The sequence below is a fragment of the Parabacteroides sp. KHUB-03 genome, from assembly GCF_056640975.1.
Window position 1 is genome coordinate 879,593 of record NZ_CM153257.1, and the last position, 17,374, is coordinate 896,966.

General features: G+C 45.7%; 16 protein-coding genes and 2 pseudogenes. 11 read left to right on the forward strand and 7 right to left on the reverse strand.

What is annotated here, in order from left to right; all coding sequences use genetic code 11:
- The first annotated feature begins 9 nt into the window (after positions 1-9).
- From ACYIB7_RS03810 to ACYIB7_RS03850, 9 genes and pseudogenes are all read left to right on the forward strand, one after another.
- Positions 10-858 carry an aldo/keto reductase gene (locus tag ACYIB7_RS03810; protein ID WP_480338152.1) on the forward strand — a complete coding sequence of 283 codons (849 nt, stop codon included), beginning with the start codon at positions 10-12 and terminating at the stop codon, positions 856-858.
- 21 nt (positions 859-879) lie between these two features.
- The gene (locus tag ACYIB7_RS03815) at positions 880-1,215 is read left to right on the forward strand and encodes a Dabb family protein (protein WP_480338153.1); all 336 of its coding nucleotides are present in this window, start codon (positions 880-882) and stop codon (positions 1,213-1,215) included.
- A gap of 61 nt (positions 1,216-1,276) precedes the next feature.
- A pseudogene (locus ACYIB7_RS03820) lies at positions 1,277-2,141 on the forward strand (aldo/keto reductase).
- Between the two features lie 2 nt (positions 2,142-2,143).
- On the forward strand, positions 2,144-2,794 hold the full coding sequence (locus ACYIB7_RS03825) for an NADPH-dependent F420 reductase (protein ID WP_480338154.1): 651 nt from the start codon (positions 2,144-2,146) through the stop codon (positions 2,792-2,794).
- Positions 2,795-2,821: 27 nt separating this feature from the next.
- A complete protein-coding gene (locus ACYIB7_RS03830; protein ID WP_480338155.1) occupies positions 2,822-3,454 on the forward strand; it encodes a flavodoxin family protein in 633 nt (210 codons plus the stop codon).
- A gap of 32 nt (positions 3,455-3,486) precedes the next feature.
- Positions 3,487-4,494, forward strand: coding sequence for an aldo/keto reductase (locus ACYIB7_RS03835; RefSeq protein ID WP_480338156.1), 1,008 nt, complete (start codon positions 3,487-3,489; stop codon positions 4,492-4,494).
- A gap of 116 nt (positions 4,495-4,610) precedes the next feature.
- A complete protein-coding gene (locus ACYIB7_RS03840; RefSeq protein WP_480338157.1) occupies positions 4,611-5,462 on the forward strand; it encodes a flavodoxin in 852 nt (283 codons plus the stop codon).
- A 72-nt stretch (positions 5,463-5,534) separates the two neighbouring features.
- Entirely contained in the window at positions 5,535-6,479 is a 945-nt protein-coding gene (locus ACYIB7_RS03845) for an aldo/keto reductase (RefSeq protein WP_480338158.1), read from the forward strand.
- Positions 6,480-6,585: 106 nt separating this feature from the next.
- Entirely contained in the window at positions 6,586-7,284 is a 699-nt protein-coding gene (locus ACYIB7_RS03850; RefSeq protein ID WP_480338446.1) for a hypothetical protein, read from the forward strand.
- Between the two features lie 88 nt (positions 7,285-7,372).
- Here ACYIB7_RS03850 and ACYIB7_RS03855 read toward each other — a convergent pair whose 3' ends face one another.
- From ACYIB7_RS03855 to ACYIB7_RS03880, 6 genes and pseudogenes are all read right to left on the reverse strand, one after another.
- Positions 7,373-8,077 (reverse strand): hypothetical protein, encoded by a 705-nt coding sequence (locus tag ACYIB7_RS03855; protein ID WP_480338159.1) that lies wholly within the window; start codon positions 8,075-8,077, stop codon positions 7,373-7,375.
- Between the two features lie 2 nt (positions 8,078-8,079).
- Complete coding sequence (locus ACYIB7_RS03860; protein WP_480338160.1) at positions 8,080-9,141, reverse strand: relaxase/mobilization nuclease domain-containing protein; 1,062 nt, start codon at positions 9,139-9,141, stop codon at positions 8,080-8,082.
- 3 nt (positions 9,142-9,144) lie between these two features.
- Positions 9,145-9,528, reverse strand: coding sequence for a MobC family plasmid mobilization relaxosome protein (locus ACYIB7_RS03865; protein ID WP_480338161.1), 384 nt, complete (start codon positions 9,526-9,528; stop codon positions 9,145-9,147).
- Positions 9,529-9,700: 172 nt separating this feature from the next.
- On the reverse strand, positions 9,701-9,949 hold the full coding sequence (locus ACYIB7_RS03870; protein WP_480338162.1) for a helix-turn-helix domain-containing protein: 249 nt from the start codon (positions 9,947-9,949) through the stop codon (positions 9,701-9,703).
- Between the two features lie 323 nt (positions 9,950-10,272).
- A complete protein-coding gene (locus ACYIB7_RS03875; RefSeq protein ID WP_480338163.1) occupies positions 10,273-10,917 on the reverse strand; it encodes a hypothetical protein in 645 nt (214 codons plus the stop codon).
- Positions 10,918-10,929: 12 nt separating this feature from the next.
- Positions 10,930-11,106, reverse strand: a pseudogene (locus ACYIB7_RS03880) (tyrosine-type recombinase/integrase); the annotation flags it as partial.
- Between the two features lie 288 nt (positions 11,107-11,394).
- On the opposite strand from ACYIB7_RS03880, the gene ACYIB7_RS03885 reads away from it, so the two are divergent.
- Positions 11,395-12,624: a tyrosine-type recombinase/integrase gene (locus tag ACYIB7_RS03885; protein WP_480338164.1), complete on the forward strand. Its 1,230-nt coding sequence runs from the start codon at positions 11,395-11,397 to the stop codon at positions 12,622-12,624.
- A 19-nt stretch (positions 12,625-12,643) separates the two neighbouring features.
- Positions 12,644-13,888, forward strand: a complete 1,245-nt coding sequence (locus tag ACYIB7_RS03890) for a site-specific integrase (protein ID WP_480338165.1) — start codon at positions 12,644-12,646, stop codon at positions 13,886-13,888.
- A 366-nt stretch (positions 13,889-14,254) separates the two neighbouring features.
- Here ACYIB7_RS03890 and ACYIB7_RS03895 read toward each other — a convergent pair whose 3' ends face one another.
- The gene (locus ACYIB7_RS03895; protein ID WP_480338166.1) at positions 14,255-17,371 is read right to left on the reverse strand and encodes an SIR2 family protein; all 3,117 of its coding nucleotides are present in this window, start codon (positions 17,369-17,371) and stop codon (positions 14,255-14,257) included.
- Positions 17,372-17,374: the final 3 nt, after the last annotated feature.

Genomic DNA, 17,374 nt, shown 5'->3' on the forward strand with positions numbered 1-17,374 from the left:
ATAAGTAGTATGAGATTTGTAAGACTGAACAATGGCGTAATGATGCCTGCTGTCGGATTTGGTGTTTATCAAATACCTGTAAATGACACGGAAAGAGCAGTAGGCGATGCACTCGAAGTAGGCTATCGTATGTTTGATACAGCAGCTTCATATTTCAATGAGGAGCAGGTCGGGAATGCAATCCGACATAGTGGATTGAAACGGGAGGAAATATTTGTCACCACGAAACTATGGGTACAAGACTACGAATATGACAATGCACTTCGGGCATTTGACAAATCCATGAAGCTATTAGGTCTTGACTACCTTGACCTCTATCTGATGCACAAGCCATATGGGAATTATTATGCTGCATGGCGTGCAATGGAACGGCTCTACAAAGAGGGGCGTATCCGTGCCATAGGAGTAACCAGTTTCTCTAATGAACGGCTGCAAGACCTATTCCTGCATAACGAAATAAAGCCTGCCGTGAATCAGCTTGAAACACATCCGTTTTTCCAACAGCAAGCCGCCAATACATTCTTGCAGAAAGAGGCTATACAGCACGAAGCATGGGCGCCGTTTGCAGAAGGTCAGAACGATATTTGGAATAATTCCATACTGAAATCCATTGCAGGGAAACACGGACGAACAGTGGGACAAATTGTGCTGCGTTGGCTGAATCAGCGTAATGTGGTGGTCATTCCCAAAACAGTACATAAGGAACGCATGATAGAAAATTTGTCTATCTATGACTTCACACTTTCCGATGCAGAAATGGATGCTATCGCCGGACTTGAAACAGGCAAAAGCCCCATTTATGACGACATGGATTTACCAACAGTAAAGGGAATCGGATTACATAAGATACATGACTGATAAATAAAAGGCATAGAATATATGATTAGACATATTTTTATCGGAACATTCAAGGATGGTGTAAGTGATGACACTAAACAACATCAACTTGCAAATATGCAAGCAATGAAAGAAAAGATTCCCGGTATAATCGACCTTAAGATTGGAATTAGCACTGGTTGGGCTGGGCAGAAAAACCAAGTAGTCATGACTGTGGATTTCCTCACAAAAACGGATTTCGACACTTACATGACACATCCTTATCATACGGATTACATAGGGAGTATCATAGCAGATACTTATTTCAACCGTTCTACATTTATTGCAGCACAATTTGAATATGAATATCCGAAGAAGGAGGACTTGACAGCACTATAAAATCACACCAAGTTCTATCAATAGAAACAATAAACATATTATACAAATTAAATTATTTACAATGAAGACTGTAAAATTAAATAATGGCATTTCAATGCCATTGGTTGGATATGGGGTTTGGCAAATTACACCCGAAGAATGCGAACATTATGTATCGGAAGCTCTGAAAGCCGGTTTATCGTTCAATTGATACGGCGCAAGCCTATTACAACGAGGAAGGTGTAGGTTCTGCCATTGCAAAATCGGGCATCCCCCGCTCAGAGATATTCATAACAACGAAAGTATGGATTTCCAATGCAGGAGATGAGAAGGCTTTGGCAAGTATTGATGAATCGCTCCGAAAGTTAAAAAGCGACTATATCGATTTATTGCTCATTCACCAGCCTTTCGGCGATTATTACGGAACCTACCGTGCAATGGAAAAAGCATACAATGCCGGAAAAGTCCGTGCTATCGGACTAAGCAACTTCTACGATGCCCGTTTTGTCGATTTGGCTGAAAACATGGACATTAAACCCGCTGTGGTACAGTTGGAGACACACGTATTCTCGCAACAGGTCAAAATGCGCCATTTGGCAGAAAAATACGGCACGCATATCATGGCATGGAGTCCGCTGGCTCGTGGAATGAATGGGCTTTTTACCAATGAAACCTTGAAAAGCATCGGAGAAAAATATGGTAAAGACAATGCGCAAGTATGCTTGAAGTATCTGACGGACGAGGGTATTATTGTGCTTCCACAATCAACACGCACGGAACGTATGGCAAGCAATCTTGCCATTGAGGATTTCAGTTTGAGCGAAGCAGATAAAGAACTTATTCGTAAAATGGATACCGGAAAAGCACTTGCTGCGGATTTCAATGACCCCGAACTGGCTGAGTATCTTCTTGCATACGACAAGAATTTTAACCCACAAAACAAATGAACATGAAATACGGAATTTTAGGAAGTGGCGATGTTGCCCGCACTATTGCAAGCAAGTTGATTGAACTCGGGCATGCTGTTATGCTTGGTTCACGCACGGCCGACAATCCACAAGCGGCTGAATGGGCAAAACGCCACGGAGAACAGGCAGCGCACGGCACGTTTGCCGATGCTGCGCGTTTCGGTGAACGGATATTCAACTGTGTGCGAGGTATCCATTCGATAGAAGCTCTTAATGCAGCCGGGAAAGAAAACCTGAATGGTAAATTGCTTATTGATTTGGCAAACCCCTACATCTATAAAGACGGGCATATTTCGCTTGACGCACAATTAAGCGATACCACGTCATTGGGTGAGGAAGCGCAACGACTACTACCGCAAACAAAAGTCGTAAAGACACTGAACTACTTGCACAACTATCTAATGACCCATCCCGGCGAACTATCCGAACCCATTACGGGATTCTACTGCGGAAACGACAAGGAGGCCAAAGCGGAAGTGGAGAAACTGTTGGCCGATTTCGGTTGGAACGACACTTTGGATTTAGGTGATATATCCATGTCACGATACACTGAAATGCTTGGCGCGTTTTGGCCTGCGGCACTCAATGGGTTAGGACATATGCGATGGGGATTCAGATTGATAAGACAATGATTGATAATAAATTAATATCACATGAGCATGAAAGTGATTTTAGTAAACGATTCTCCACATCAGACGGGAGCCACTTATACGGCATTAGATGAAATCCGAAAGACATTGGAGCAAGAGGGCATTGAAGCCGAGATTTTTCAGATAGGTATCAACCCGATAGCTTCTTGTCGTGGCTGTGCCGCTTGTATCAAGCAAGGCAGATGTGTAATCAACGATGACGGCAAGGTAAATGAGTTCTTAAAACTGGCAGAACAAGCGGATGGATTTGTCTTTGGCACTCCGACACACTTCGATGGACCGTATGGAAATCTTGTATCCTTTATGAACCGCATATTCTATGTGGGCTGTATAGGTAACAGTAAACTATTCCGTTTGAAACCTGTTGCCGCCATTGCCGTAGCCCGGCGGTCAGGCACGACCTCGGCATTTGCCCAACTTTATAAATTCTTCATTGAAATGCTTATTGTCCCTTCCCGTTTCAATAGCTGCGCTTTCGGTGGCAATGCAGAAGAGGTATTACAAGACAAAGAGGGCTTGAATAATATGCGTATTATAGGTAAGAACATGGCCTATATACTGAAGTGCAAATCTATTGCATCGGAAGCAGGATTGCTGCCTCCACCGCAAGAAGAAGGTATATTCACGAATTATATCCGGTAGATAAATGCGGTATATAACAAAAATTTCACAAAATGAAGATAAGGAAACTTGGAAATTTGGAAGTGTCCGCAATCGGTCTTGGTTGCATGGGCTTTACACACGCTTACGGTGTAGCACCCGATGAACAGGAGTGTATTCGATTGGTACATCAAGCATTCGACTTGGGCTGCAACTTCTTCGACACAGCCGAAATGTACTCCTACTTTAAGAATGAAGAATTTGTAGGAAAAGCATTGAAAGGTCTGCCGCGCGACAAGGTGGTTATCTCCGACAAGTTCTGGCCAACACCCCTACCCGGAACGGAGAACGATTTTCCGGAAGGAAAACTAAGTGAGATTGGTATTCGTCGCAGCATAGAGAGTGCCTTGCGACACCTGCAAACCGACTACATTGACCTCTACACGGAACATCTGATGGAGGAAGGCAGTGAAGAAGAAGTGGCATTTGTCATGGGCAAACTCATTCAAGAGGGCAAAATACGGGCTTGGGGGCAATCCTCGCCAACAATAGAACAGATTCGCAAGGCTCATGCGGTCACTCCAATTACCGCCGTACAGAGTGAATACTCCATGATGGCACGCCAATGGGAAAATGACGTACTACCTCTCTGCAAAGAGCTGGGCATCGGTTTTGTCGCTTTCTCACCGATGGGTAACGGCTTTTTAAGTGGTAAATATACACCAGCCTCCGAGTTCAAGGGCGATGACGTGCGCCGAGTGATTTCTCGTTTCTCTCCCGAAAATATGGAAGCAAACCAACCCTTGCTGCACCTTATAGGACAGTTTGCTGCGGTCAAAAACTGCACCACGGCACAGATAGCCCTCGCATGGGTGTTGAAAGGTGGCGACTTTATCGTCCCCATTCCCGGCATGAGACGAGAGGAACGTATTATTGAAAATCTTGGAGCTGCCGACATCGAACTCTCCGATAATGAGCACCGCCAACTCAATATGGAACTGTCAAAGATAGAAATTCACGGCTCACGCTGCGGCAAAGACATTCAGAAGTTGGGAACTGTACCCGGAAATGCAAAAGTATAACGCTGTGGCAAATCCTATCCTTTGCCATTATTCTGATGTTGTATTTGCTTTCAAGAAACAATATGGCATACCGCCACAAAGAATACTTACGTGCGGTTAGTATAAATAGAATCAATATGAGAACAAAAAGAGTAATTATCATGGCAACGGCATTCCTTGCAATGCGCTTTGCCGAAAATCCATTAATTGCACAAGAAATGAAAAATGATGACGTTCCCCCATTGAGTGCTTTTAGAGTAGGCGATAAGAATCCGGCGGTGAATGCCCGGTTCTTTTCCGGCGAATCCTACCTTGCACCCCTTACGCCCGATGCACAAACCAGTAGCCGGGTATATAATGTAACCTTTGAGCCTACGTGCCGCAACAACTGGCACAGCCACTCCAAAGGACAAATCCTGCTTGCCGTAGGCGGTAAGGGATATTATCAGGAGAAAGGCAAGCCTGCCATATTGATGTTGCCCGGCGATGTGGTAGAGATTGCTCCTGACGTGGTGCATTGGCATGGAGTTTCGCCCGATAATTGGTTCTCGCACATCGGTATTACGCCCGAAGATACCGACAACAAAACTACTTGGCTTGAACCTGTGAATGACAAGGAATATACCGAAGCCACCGCACTGATAGCCGAAGCGCAACGTGAGCGTGATGCCGATGCCCGACCGCAGTTGGCTACGCACATTGACCATATGGAAGCGTATGACATCATCTTCGTAGGCTATCCAAATTGGTTCTTTGACATTCCCATGCCACTCTATACCTTCTTTGATGAGTACGACCTTTCGGGCAAAACCATTATCCCGTTCTACACCTATGGAAGAAGTGGTAAGCGTACCAATTCCATCGAGAATATTCGCCGGCTGGAGCCGGATGCCACTGTGCTGACACCCCTTTCTTCCTCACATGACAGCCTGCGGCAAGAGGGTGAGAATATAGTGAAATGGCTGCAAGAAAAAGGGCTGGCACGATAGCCGTCGAAAGGTAAGAGAATACAAAATCAAAAAAAGAAATTAACAGAATAACCACTTCAAATCAAGAATAAAATGAGACAACAGCCAACCATCGCCCTCGGCACTTGGTCGTGGGGCACAGGAGCCGCCGGAGGCGACCAAGTATTCGGGAATAACCTCGGCACAAAGGAACTTAAACCGGTATTCAACGCAGCTATGACCGCAGGACTTACCCTTTGGGACACTGCCGCTGTTTATGGTATGGGGTCTTCCGAATCCATCTTGGGTGAACTTGCCAAAGCGTATGAACGTGACTGTATTACCCTCTCCACAAAGTTCACTCCGCAGATAGCAGCCGACGTAACCAATCCCGTAGAGGAAATGCTTGCCGGAAGTCTTGACCGCCTCGGTACGGAGACGATTGACATCTATTGGATTCACAACCCGGCGGACGTGGAACGCTGGACACCGTTCCTTATCCCGTTACTCCGTAGCGGTAAAGTGAAATCAGTCGGCGTATCGAACCACAACCTTGCCGAAATCAAGCGAGCGCAGGAGATTCTCTCCAAAGAAGGATTCCATCTGTCGGCAGTACAGAATCATTATAGCTTGCTCTACCGTTCATCGGAGAAAGCCTGTATCCTTGATTATTGCAAGGAACAGGGCATAGCATTTTGGGCTTACATGGTGTTGGAACAAGGCGCACTCTCCGGCAAGTACGACACGGCGCATCCTCTGCCCGAAGGAAGTCAGCGTGGCGACACGTATAACCCGTTGCTCCCTCAAATAGAAAAGCTGGTATCTGTCATGCGCAGCGTGGGCGATAAGCATGGCATATCCCCTGCGCAAGTGGCATTGGCTTGGGCTATCGCCAAAAGTACGACACCGATTATCGGCGTGACAAAAGCAGCGCAGGTAGAAGATGCGGTACAAGCATCCGGAGTTGTACTTACGGAAGAAGAAATCCGAGCCATTGAAGCAGCGGCAGAAAGTACCGGCGTGGATACGAGAGGGGCTTGGGAGAAAGCAATGGTTTAGGTCATTAAGTAAATTGATATGAAAGTACAAATCGAAAAGTCCTCTCTTTTTTGAAGAGAGGCAACATCAGACTCACTTTTCTACCGAACAGGATGTAGCAGAAGAACTGTTTGAGTTGCTCTCCGAAGCGAGAGAACTCTATCTTCAAAATGTGATTGCGGATGGCAAGCGGTACAGCCGCTATGTGTATGATTTCATCAATAGTCACCGATACATCAACTGTGATAATATAGTGTGCCGGAACTGCCACGAAATGAACATCCATATTATAAAGGGGCTGCTGCTTGATTGCTCCATGTATATCAAAGAACTTTTTACGGCAACCTCATTTTCGTTTGAAGAGTGTGTGAAGTTGAAAAGGATGTATGACACCTCCGAATCGTTGCCGACAGCAGGCAAAAACTGTATTGATGAGCCAACTTACGTTCCGCCCCTTTCTTTTGGTTGCAACTTCACTCAAGAACAGATGACAGGTATCGTGTCTTGTGCCGATACCTATCATCTGTTTTGCGTTTCTATGCTTCACATTGATGATATGGAAGCACTCTTTTCCTGCCGGGAGGGTTTCTGTATTCGGGTAAACAATATCCGCCGAATAGCGGTTCTGTTCGATGCACTCCTTGAAAATTCACTTATACAACCACATTGGCAATCTGTTCTCGATAAAGGCAAATTCCTGTTATCCAAAGACGGCAAGCGGTTTGTCTCCGCATCGAGCCTTTCATCAACTCTTTCCATTGCAAGGAATAATGTGGATTCGGTTTCTTATTCCATAAGGAAATTTATCGGTCAACTGAATAGATAGTTATAACGTATTTTGCAATAAGCGAAAGCAACAATATCCGTTTTGTTAGATGTTGTTGCTTTTGTGTTAAAATGCCGCTAATGGTATGCTACTCTGTATATGTGGGAGCGTATTCGACATGCTCACGTCGCAATAATTCCTGCTGTCTATTTTTCCGAAGCGTAGCATTATCATATGCTATAAAGCATGTGGTCACAATAGTAATCAACCATATACATAATAGACATATCCATATGAACTGCCGGACATAGCGAGAATAGTATGCACGGCACAAGCAGTATAACGGTATATCTTTGAATAGGTATGCAAACATACCTCTGAATCGCTTGGGATAAGGTGGAAACCTTGTTTCTGTCATCTCTTCTGCCTGAATGTCCTGTCTGGTGATAAGAGCATCCAATTTGGCTTCAATTCTGCCGCTGCGGATTTCCTGCCGTTTGGCGATTTCCTCAATATGCCGGTAGGTGTCGCATACTATCATGCACTTTTGCAGCACGTCGGCATAGTCCGCCGAAAGTTTCACGTAGCACTCCTGCGGTGTGAGTGCGCCACGCGCTTTGGCCTCCTCGTCCTCCTGCTCGAACTTGCGCTGCCGCTGTTCCAACAGTTCCCTGACAGCATTTTTTGCAGCCGAGGCTATCTCCTCCGGATTGACGACTTGAGCGTCGGTACGGTTGTTCAATGCCTTGTTCAGCGCATTCATCGCTGTTATGTTCTCCGTCAGTAAATCTTGTAGCTCGTCAAGTGATGTAACAGGCTCGTCTTTCAGAGGGGTAGGTCTTCTTCCTGTCATGGTTATCTCCTCCGTTTATATGGGTTCTTTTTCTTCTCTTTATCCTCGTCGTTCCAGTCCCGGTTATCGCTACTGCCGCCACCTCCGCCGCTTGTCGGAATGATGTGAGGTTGTAGGGCAAGTGCGGTTATCGTAGCCACGACACTGTTACCAGTCGAAACGTTGTTATTTGCCGCATCCGTATTGGTTGTGCCGATTAGGGAATCCATAGCCTCCGTTTTCAGACAGGTATTCGCCTCCTTTGATGTATCGGGCTGTTGCTGACCAAAAGAGAAATTCCTCAGTCCCATCCGGTCGTCTGATGCAGATATGACCGTAGTATTTCCGACAATATCCGGCACTATGCCCATCCTTTGACAGAGCTTGGCGTAGGTCATGGAACGGTCTATCTGATAGCCGGCAAAGGATATATTATCGCAGGTGAACACAATGCCTTTGGCCTTTCCCTCTGCATTGCAGACGATGTTCATCCCGATACCTCGTGCAGATAAGGCGGTTTTCAGTGCCTCCATGCTGCGGCACTCCTTTAACGCTTCATTGGTTACGTCGTATATGCGGTATTTGGCGGCCGCCTTACCTTTCAAACGGTCGCGGTTCACCTTCCTCTTGTCCTTACCAAAGGTAAGGCCGTACTCTCTCGTCAGGGCTTGGGTGATACGTGCCGACTTGCGGAAACCTTGGTCGCCGGTAATGGTGTTGCCGTCGTTATCCACCCGGTTGTAAACGATATGCACGTGAGGATGCGGCTTGTCGTGATGACGGGATATGACGTACTGCGTGTTCACGATGCCCATACGCCGCAGGTATTCTTTGGCTATGTCGGCCATCAGCCTGTCCGACAGCTTGGGCGTGTCCTCCGGTGCGAAGCTCAAGGAGATATGCCCGACGAAGTTCTTCAGTGAAGGGCGGCTCTTGGCTTGCAAGTTGAAACTCGCCGTGATGGATTTGTTCGATGTCAGATCCACCCCTTCGGAAGCGATGATGTCTGCTTTCTTGTTCTTGATGTCGTTGGCGTAATCCACCAGTCCTGCGAATCCCTGCCCGCTGCGTATCTTTGCCATCATGGATTATAACTGTTCGTTGAGTTTTACAATCAGACCGCTTATCTCTTGGGACATCCGTTTGTTCTCGTCGGCGATGTGCTGCGCCCCGTGGATATGTCCGAGGTGTGCCAACTGATTCAGATTATTTGCCATTCCTGCCAGTGCGCGGAGGCAATGCACCACACCCTGCGACACGGGTTCCTTGACATATCCGTTTACTGCCAGTTCATAGACAATCTCGGAAAGCGGCCGCCCCGTCCGCTTGCTGCGGCGTGCCAGTTTGGTGTAGTTCGCCCGGTCGAAATAGACCTTCACGGGGCAGTCGCGCTTCTCGCCGTCGGGTAGTTTCGGACGGCCGCCTTTCTTCCGTTCACGGTCATTGGTTTGGAGTTGTGTTCGGGTCGTCATGCCACCTCCTTCCTGCTGCCGTATCCGGCGGCTCTCCGGCACGTCCGGCGGTTTTGTGGGACACAAAACCTATACTTGCTCCCCGAACACACGCCATTACCGACACGCCACCGATGGAATAGAGGTGTCATAACGGAAACGGATGCCACTATGAGGGCGGTATCTCTGCCGTTCATGGCTTGCCTCCTTTCGCACGGTTTACGATATACGCTTGCGCCTGCTGGTCGAGTTCCGTCTGTGAGGCGACGCGGATATTCTTCAGCCATGCCTCCAGATCCGCCTTGTCGAAAAAACACAGTTTGCCGTTGGGCTTGTAGTAAGGGATGACGCGGCGCATCATCAGTTTGTGCAGATAGCTTACCTTGATGCCGAGGAATTCCGCAGCTTCGGCGGTCGGAATCAGTTGGTTCGTCTTGTCCATATTTCCGTTGTTTTATGTGAATAATCTGGGCTGCGACAGCCATCTTCCGGTTTGAAAGACGTTGCAAAGTAAGGCACGATTATCGAGGAGAAAAAGGTTTTCAACCCGGTGTAAAACAGAGGGAAAAGAAGGTAGCAAACAGAACGGAACGGTGCTGTAATACAATCGAAGGCAGTCGAAAACGGTGATGGGAAGCAAAAAGTGCGAAAGCGCGGTGAAATTGACACGCCTGACATCCGAACGACAGGCGATTATTTTGTTACAATAGAGGGTAAAAGTGCGGATAAACGCAAAAATACCCTGAGGTCATAGTGCGGATGGGGTTAATTCTGTACGCTTTTCAACCAACAACGGTAGGCGTTCGTGTTGCAAATCTCCCCGTCAGATTCGGCGGCTCTTTTGAGCAGGTCTATAATGATGTCCTCTTTCTCCATTTTGGAGCCTCGGCGGTCTTTCGTGGCCAAGAGCTGCCGCAAGTTGGGATGCTGCCAGTAGCCGCCGAAGGTCTTCCATTGATAGGATATGTTGCAGATCATTCCGAGGCTGTTTGCGATGAACGCCATCTGCGTAGCGTTGCACTCCTTGCAGGGGCGGTATTCTGCGTTCAAGAATCCTTCCCGGCGCAATGCGTCCAGCAAGACGAGGGTTTTTCTTCCTTTCAGTGCATCGGGAAAGTTCTGTGGCAAGATATTCGCCGTTTCAGTCATTGTGGCACACTGGATTTCTGCGGTGGGTGTATCTTTCTGTTTGCACCGTGAAAAACACTCTTCTATCTTCTTCCGATACTCCATATAGACAGCCATCGGTACGATGAATGCGACAAGCGTCACCACGATAAAGAGGATGACGGTAATTGCACTCGTCTCCATCCGGGCAACAACGGCATAGCCTATAAAGGAGGACATAAGCAGCCATACTGCACCGGGCAGTAGAATGTTCATTTTGAAATCTTCGGGTAAATCTTTCATCTTCTTTCTTTGTTAAGTATTTGCGAACTCCGCATCAATGAGGCTGATGGCGTCGTCCTTTTTCTTGTTGATGATTTTGGCGTATATCTGCGTCGTCTTCACGTCCGAGTGACCGAGCAGCTTGCATACGGTATAAAGGTCAGCACCGAGCGTCAGAAGCATTGTGGCGAACGTGTGACGGGAAAGGTGCAAATAAAGCAGCAATACGAGCAATGGAAATGAAAAGAAGATGCAACGTATTCTGTTGATAAATAGTAGCTTTTCCATATTTTGCCAAGTAAACAAAAAGCAAGAATGTGAGGATTGTTGCAGATGTTCAGTTACCACCCCGTTAGCCGGGCAGTTACCGAAAGAGATAAGGTAACGTGAAGCAGATTAAACAATTTGAAACAACGATATACTACACTGATTGTCATAGTTTTACACACCAAAGAACGCTTATAAAACAGGTAAATTTGCCACTAAAATTATAAGCGTATGAAGATTGAAAAATTCAAGGTTCTGCTCTACCTGAAAAAGAGCGGACCGGACAAGTCGGGCAAAGCCCCGATCATGGGTCGCATCACTGTGAACCGGACGATGGCGCAGTTCAGCTGCAAACTCTCCTGCACTCCCGAACTGTGGAATCCGCGCGAAAGCCGTCTGAACGGCAAAAGCAGGGAAGTGGTAGAAGCCAATGCGAAAATCGACAAGCTGCTGTTGGCTGTAAACTCCGCATTCGATTCCCTTTTGAAGCGCAAGGCCGATTTCGATGCAACTGATGTGAAGAACCTGTTTCAAGGCAGCAAGGATACGCAGATGACCTTGTTTAAACTCTTCGACAGGCATATCGAGGAAATCAGGGCACGCGTAGGTATTGATGTGTCGCACCGCACATTGCCCAACTACCTCTATACCCGCAGCCGTCTCGCTGATTTCGTCAGCAGCAGGTTCAAAGTATCCGACCTTGCTTTCTGCCAGCTCAACGAGCAGCTCATCCGAGAATTTCAGGAGTATGTCGTGATAGAAAAAGGCTTGGGCGTCCAGACAGTGCGCCATTATCTAGCTATCCTGAAGAAGATTTGCCGTATAGCCTTCAAGGAGGGACATTCGGACAAATTTTATTTTGAGCACTACAAATTACCCAAACAGAAGGAAACGCCACCGAGAGCACTGAGCAGGGAAGACTTCGAGAAGATACGGGATATAGAGCTTACCGGATGCCGTCCGGAACACTCCATTGTCAGGGACATGTTCCTTTTCGCTTGTTATGCCGGAACTTCGTACGTGGATGTAGTAGCAATCACTCCCGACAACCTGTCAAGGGACGATAGCGGAGCATTGTGGCTGAAATACCGCCGGGGGAAGAACGGGCAGCTGAGCCGTGTGAAGCTGTTGCCCGAAGCGATAGCCCTCATCGAGAAATATCATGACGACACACGGGCTACACTGTTTCCCGTAATCCCTTACCAGGCCTTGAAATGGTGTCTGACGAGCATCAAAATGAAAGCGGGTATCAAAGGGCCTTTGTCCTACCACATGGGACGGCACTCGTTCTCGACCCTCCTGACCCTTGAAAACGGCGTACCCATCGAGACCGTCAGCAAGATGTTGGGGCACGCGGATATAAGAACCACCCAAGTGTATGCCCGTGTGACCCCGAAGAAACTCTTCGAGGATATGGACAAATACATCGAGGCGACAAAGGATTTGAAACTCATTCTTTAACCGTTAAAACAATTCTATTATGCGAAGTACATTTTCAATTCTATACTACATCAACCGCAGCAAGGTAAAGGCGGACGGAACGACCTCCATATTATGCCGTATTACCATCGACGGCAAGAGCAGCGTATTTGCCACTGGTTGTTACTGCAATCCCAAAGACTGGAACGCCAAGACAGGAGAAGTAAAGGGTGCAAGGGCAAACCACCTCCTTGACGAGCTCCGTTCCAGGATAGAGACCTCGTATGCCAATCTGTTGAAGGATGCAGGTATGGTAACGGCAGAAATGCTGAAGAACGAGATTACTTGCGTGGCTGCCATACCGACTACACTGCTGAAAGCCGGAGAGGAGGAACGGGAAAGGCTGAGAATCCGCTCGGAGGTGATAAACTCGACTTCCTCTTACCGCCAGTCCAAATCCTCACAGGCGTACCTGCACGAGTATCTGCTGTCGTTGGGAATGCGGGACATCGCTTTTGAGGATATTACCGAAGATTTCGGTTGGGGGTATAAGCTCTACCTGAAAACCAAAGGTTGCGGAGCGGGACATGTCAACCACTGCCTTACATGGCTGAACCGGCTTATCTATATTGCAGTGGACAGGGAGGTTCTCCGTTTCAATCCGCTTGCGGATGTCCCATACGAGAAAAAGCCCGACTACAAACTGAAACATATCAGCAGGGCGGAACTGCAACGGATTATGGAACAGCCCATGCCGGAGAGGTTGCAGGAGCTTACACGGAGGGTGTTCGTCTTTTCAGCCTTCACGGGCTTGTCGTATGTCGATGTGAAACGGCTTTATCCCCCGCATATCGGAACGACCGCGGACGGAAGACGGTTTATCCGTATAGACAGAAAGAAGACCGGCGTGGAATCCTTTATACCTTTACACCCCGTAGCTGAACAGATATTGTCTCTGTACAATACAGCCGATGACAGCAGACCTGTATTCCCTTTGCCTAACCGTGACAGGCTGTGGTACTGCATCCATGAAATCGGCATAGTGGCAGGAGTGAAAGAGAATCTCAGCTACCATGCGAGCCGCCATTCGTTCGGTACTTTGACGCTTTCGGCCGGCGTACCGATCGAGAGTATCGGCAAGATGATGGGGCACACGAACATCAGAACCACACAGGGCTATGCCAAAGTAACCGATGATAAAATCTCGGAAGACATGGACAGGCTGATGGAACGACGCAATACGCCGGCCGGCAATGGCAGCCCGGCTGAAAAAACAACAAACCGTCCCGGCCGTGTTCCGCTGTGATTCAAGATAACCCGTACTCCCGAGAGTATGCAAGGTCAGGCGGCGGAGCCGTTGCGTGTCAAATCTTCCTCGGCGGCGCCGAGCGTATTTGCCCCGCAAACCTTGCCTCTCGTCGGAAGTCCGGGCAGGGTCCGGGGTACAGCGGAAACGACCGATCCGACGGGAACAGTCATACGGGATGTAAGGTATTGTGAAAGGATGCCGGGGGAAGGTCGGCTTTATACTAAAGCCCGATCCGGCGTATTTTTTTCCAGACGGCAAACTCCCTCACCTCCAAGAAACAGTCGGGGTTGGCGCACGTTTCTTCCTCTCCGTTTTCAATATAATCTTTCCTATTCGATAGTTCTTTCCATTGATTTTATCATTTTAAATGAACAGCCGATAATCAAATGTCTGTTCGGATTTATGGCGCAACAAGTGGCTCACTTGTGCCAATGTATTGGAGGTATCGATAGTTGCCGGCAATTTAGTATATAAATTAAATGAATTCCAATTCATCTTAGTGAATCCTAATATTTCAGTCGCAATTGTTTGCACTGTGCTACTGCCTGAATATCGGGTTATTTTTAGCGGAGCAGGTATTCCAATTCCACCAGGATAGTACGATAAACTTTCATTTCTTATAGATGACACAACACCATGAGTCCACAGCAAAAAAGTGTTATCAGATATTACAATATATGATCCACGTTTGATAGGATAATTATGAATATCCACTCCATGACGGTTTATGTCATACGGCAATTCTTTTCGTTCACTTTCAAATTCGATTGTTAGCAATTCCACAGTTTCTATACCGGCAGCTTTCAATGAATCCTTTATTCCATTAATTTCGTCATTTCTAAAATGTGTCCTTTTATGAATTACAACTCTGCTTGGAAGTTTATCCATGGACTCAAGGAATAAATTCTGAATCATCGTCCCGAACTTGTAAGCTTCCTCATAAGACATATAAGGGTTATTCTTTCTATCAAAAATAGGATTATTTACCTTTTGCAATTTGTATTTTAGCCCTTCTCCCAAACGATTATAAATATGACTACATCCCATGACTACATGTCGCTCATTATCTACCTTAGATAATATGCTGTATCCAATTCCTGCATAGGCGGTGTTCTCATCTAAAGATGCCAATGTCCATGGTGTCCGTAGAGATTTAACATATATAGCTAAAGACAACCACCATATTTTCTCACATAACATTATATTAGCAAGAGTCTTTTCTTCAATTAATTGAGTTGTGATGCCACGCGAGGCACAATAAGCTTTAATATAGTTATGAAGATCTATCTTTTCGCCCTTATGGTCCAATGTCTTGAATTTCTCCCATTCCTTTGGGATAAAAATAAGTATGACGGATTGCCCATTGATTGCCAGTCTATTAATCTTTTGCGTGATGTCAGAAGCAATCTCATATGCGGAAGCATAATATAATTTTGAATACTGCCAATTATCTGTTCCCGGAGAAGGAATGAATAATTGGGTGTGATATGCGCTATTAAATCCGGGATAGTCTACAAGATAATCGTGGTCTTTTTTTACTGGCGATAAGTTTCGCGATAGATTGGAAATAAAACCAGCAAACTTGGCCGATTTTTCTATAGGAGCTATCACGCTTAATAATACTCCGATGGAGAACTTTTCATCTTTCCAATAATCTGTGGGCTTGTTTTTAACTAATCCCCGCATTTGATTCCAATCAAAATTATCCCTTTCCGTATTAATCGAGGGAAAACAGAGGAGAGGTTCTGGTATAACTCCGCCTCTAAAAAGTATCCTGCTGCTGAGTTGTTGTGGGATGGCGACTGCAAGATCATGATCTTTTCCAAATAAAAGGGATACCGAACTGTTATTGCTTATTTGGAATTGAAATCTTTCGTTGCCATCAGGAATGCAAAACTTCAAATGCTTGCCCTTAAATATGATATTTTCCCACTCTTTAAGTGTTTCGTCATATTTTTTATTCCATAGTTTAGAAAAATACTGACGAGATAACTCCTGTCGTTGCTCTTTAGGCATATTCTTATCGGTAAAGAAAAGTTCAGGACGCAGAGACAGGGCTGCGTACTCTTTGCCTTCTATGAAATTTAATCCAATAGAAAGAGCATATAAAACAGGCATCCCGTTCACGTTCTTAAAAATTTCGTCTCCCCAAATTAATCTTTTTCCGAAAGAACAATTAAGACACGTCAATTTGCTAAGTCCATATAAAATAGCTTTTAAAAATATTGATTTGAAAGCTCCATTAGCACTTATGTCTTTCAATGAAACAGGAGTTCTTACGATATCACCTGTAAAGTATCCTTTCAATTCAGACTCCAAATCTGAATATGAAGCGATGGCATAGAGAATTCCTTTTTGTTCGGCAATGAAAATTGGCTTATCTTTGAGAGTTTTTCGGATATCAACAACGGTGACTCCAGGTTTAAGGTCCACTTTCAATAAAGAATCCGGTAGTTTTATCGGATATAGATTATCACGGAGCAAATAACGGGCACAACGTCCATTCACTTTAAATGGTTCAAGTTTAACGTTCTCTCGATATTTCGCCATCTCAGACATCACGACATCATACATCTCCCTATTCCCATCAGACAAAGCCAACGACAATGATACCATCGTTTTATCGAAACTCTCGACCCGAATATAAAAAGCTTCGCGACCGGAATTCCTGATGTCTTGCATCAAAGACAGAACTTTAGAAGAAGGAGAATCTTCTATTCCACACCAATACAATCTGCCGGCCCCAGAAGTGGTAAACGTATTTTTTAAGGCAGACATCAATGAGTTATCCCGACCACTATAACCTAATACAACCAAATGCCTTGTAGTGAAATAATAAGTCATAACCTGACAAAATACTTCAGACTGGCTATCAAGTTCAGAAGATGTATTTTTTAATGTCGAGTATTTGTAGTCTCCATGTAACGAAATACACATTAACTCTGTATTCGATATGGTCCTATAGATATCTTGTTGATTATCTAATGTTATGGCTTTAGGTTTAATATTCATTTGGTGAGCCGCTCTCTCTGTCATGCCATCAAAATTAGTTGTCCAGACAGATTCTACTATCGAATACTTATTTAATAAACATAATAGCCGATAACCGATATAAGGCATTTTGTCGTGAAATAAATTATTAAAATAACGAACCCTGTCTGAAGCGATTGGATGGGCTTTTTCGGCATAAAAGACATACTCCTCCTCTGCTCCTAATGCAGGATAACCTCCTTGCGCATCCAACCATTTTTGGATTTGTGTCTTAGCAAATTTAGAACGTGCGTCAGGAAAATTTATACGGTGGTTTTCATTATACCTACAGTATATTTCTCTTTTCCAATCCCAAATGCAATCTGATGCAGATTGTATACCTGAAGACAATGAGGCTCCAGCTCCAAGCAAAAAACCAAATTTAGAGTCCCGGTTCTGTCGTACAGAACTTATAAATTCACCATATTCTAATACGTTATGATTTTCCATTTA

Excerpts from the sequence above, each read along its gene's own strand:
- ACYIB7_RS03810 (WP_480338152.1), top strand. The coding sequence starts at position 10 with ATGAGATTTGTAAGACTGAACAATGGCGTAATGATGCCTGCTGTCGGA.
- ACYIB7_RS03815 (WP_480338153.1), top strand. The coding sequence starts at position 880 with ATGATTAGACATATTTTTATCGGAACATTCAAGGATGGTGTAAGTGAT.
- ACYIB7_RS03825 (WP_480338154.1), top strand. The coding sequence starts at position 2,144 with ATGAAATACGGAATTTTAGGAAGTGGCGATGTTGCCCGCACTATTGCA.
- ACYIB7_RS03830 (WP_480338155.1), top strand. The coding sequence starts at position 2,822 with ATGAAAGTGATTTTAGTAAACGATTCTCCACATCAGACGGGAGCCACT.
- ACYIB7_RS03835 (WP_480338156.1), top strand. The coding sequence starts at position 3,487 with ATGAAGATAAGGAAACTTGGAAATTTGGAAGTGTCCGCAATCGGTCTT.
- ACYIB7_RS03840 (WP_480338157.1), top strand. The coding sequence starts at position 4,611 with ATGAGAACAAAAAGAGTAATTATCATGGCAACGGCATTCCTTGCAATG.
- ACYIB7_RS03845 (WP_480338158.1), top strand. The coding sequence starts at position 5,535 with ATGAGACAACAGCCAACCATCGCCCTCGGCACTTGGTCGTGGGGCACA.
- ACYIB7_RS03855 (WP_480338159.1), bottom strand. The coding sequence starts at position 8,077 with ATGACAGGAAGAAGACCTACCCCTCTGAAAGACGAGCCTGTTACATCA.
- ACYIB7_RS03860 (WP_480338160.1), bottom strand. The coding sequence starts at position 9,141 with ATGATGGCAAAGATACGCAGCGGGCAGGGATTCGCAGGACTGGTGGAT.
- ACYIB7_RS03865 (WP_480338161.1), bottom strand. The coding sequence starts at position 9,528 with ATGACGACCCGAACACAACTCCAAACCAATGACCGTGAACGGAAGAAA.
- ACYIB7_RS03870 (WP_480338162.1), bottom strand. The coding sequence starts at position 9,949 with ATGGACAAGACGAACCAACTGATTCCGACCGCCGAAGCTGCGGAATTC.
- ACYIB7_RS03875 (WP_480338163.1), bottom strand. The coding sequence starts at position 10,917 with ATGAAAGATTTACCCGAAGATTTCAAAATGAACATTCTACTGCCCGGT.
- ACYIB7_RS03885 (WP_480338164.1), top strand. The coding sequence starts at position 11,395 with ATGAAGATTGAAAAATTCAAGGTTCTGCTCTACCTGAAAAAGAGCGGA.
- ACYIB7_RS03890 (WP_480338165.1), top strand. The coding sequence starts at position 12,644 with ATGCGAAGTACATTTTCAATTCTATACTACATCAACCGCAGCAAGGTA.
- ACYIB7_RS03895 (WP_480338166.1), bottom strand. The coding sequence starts at position 17,371 with ATGGAAAATCATAACGTATTAGAATATGGTGAATTTATAAGTTCTGTA.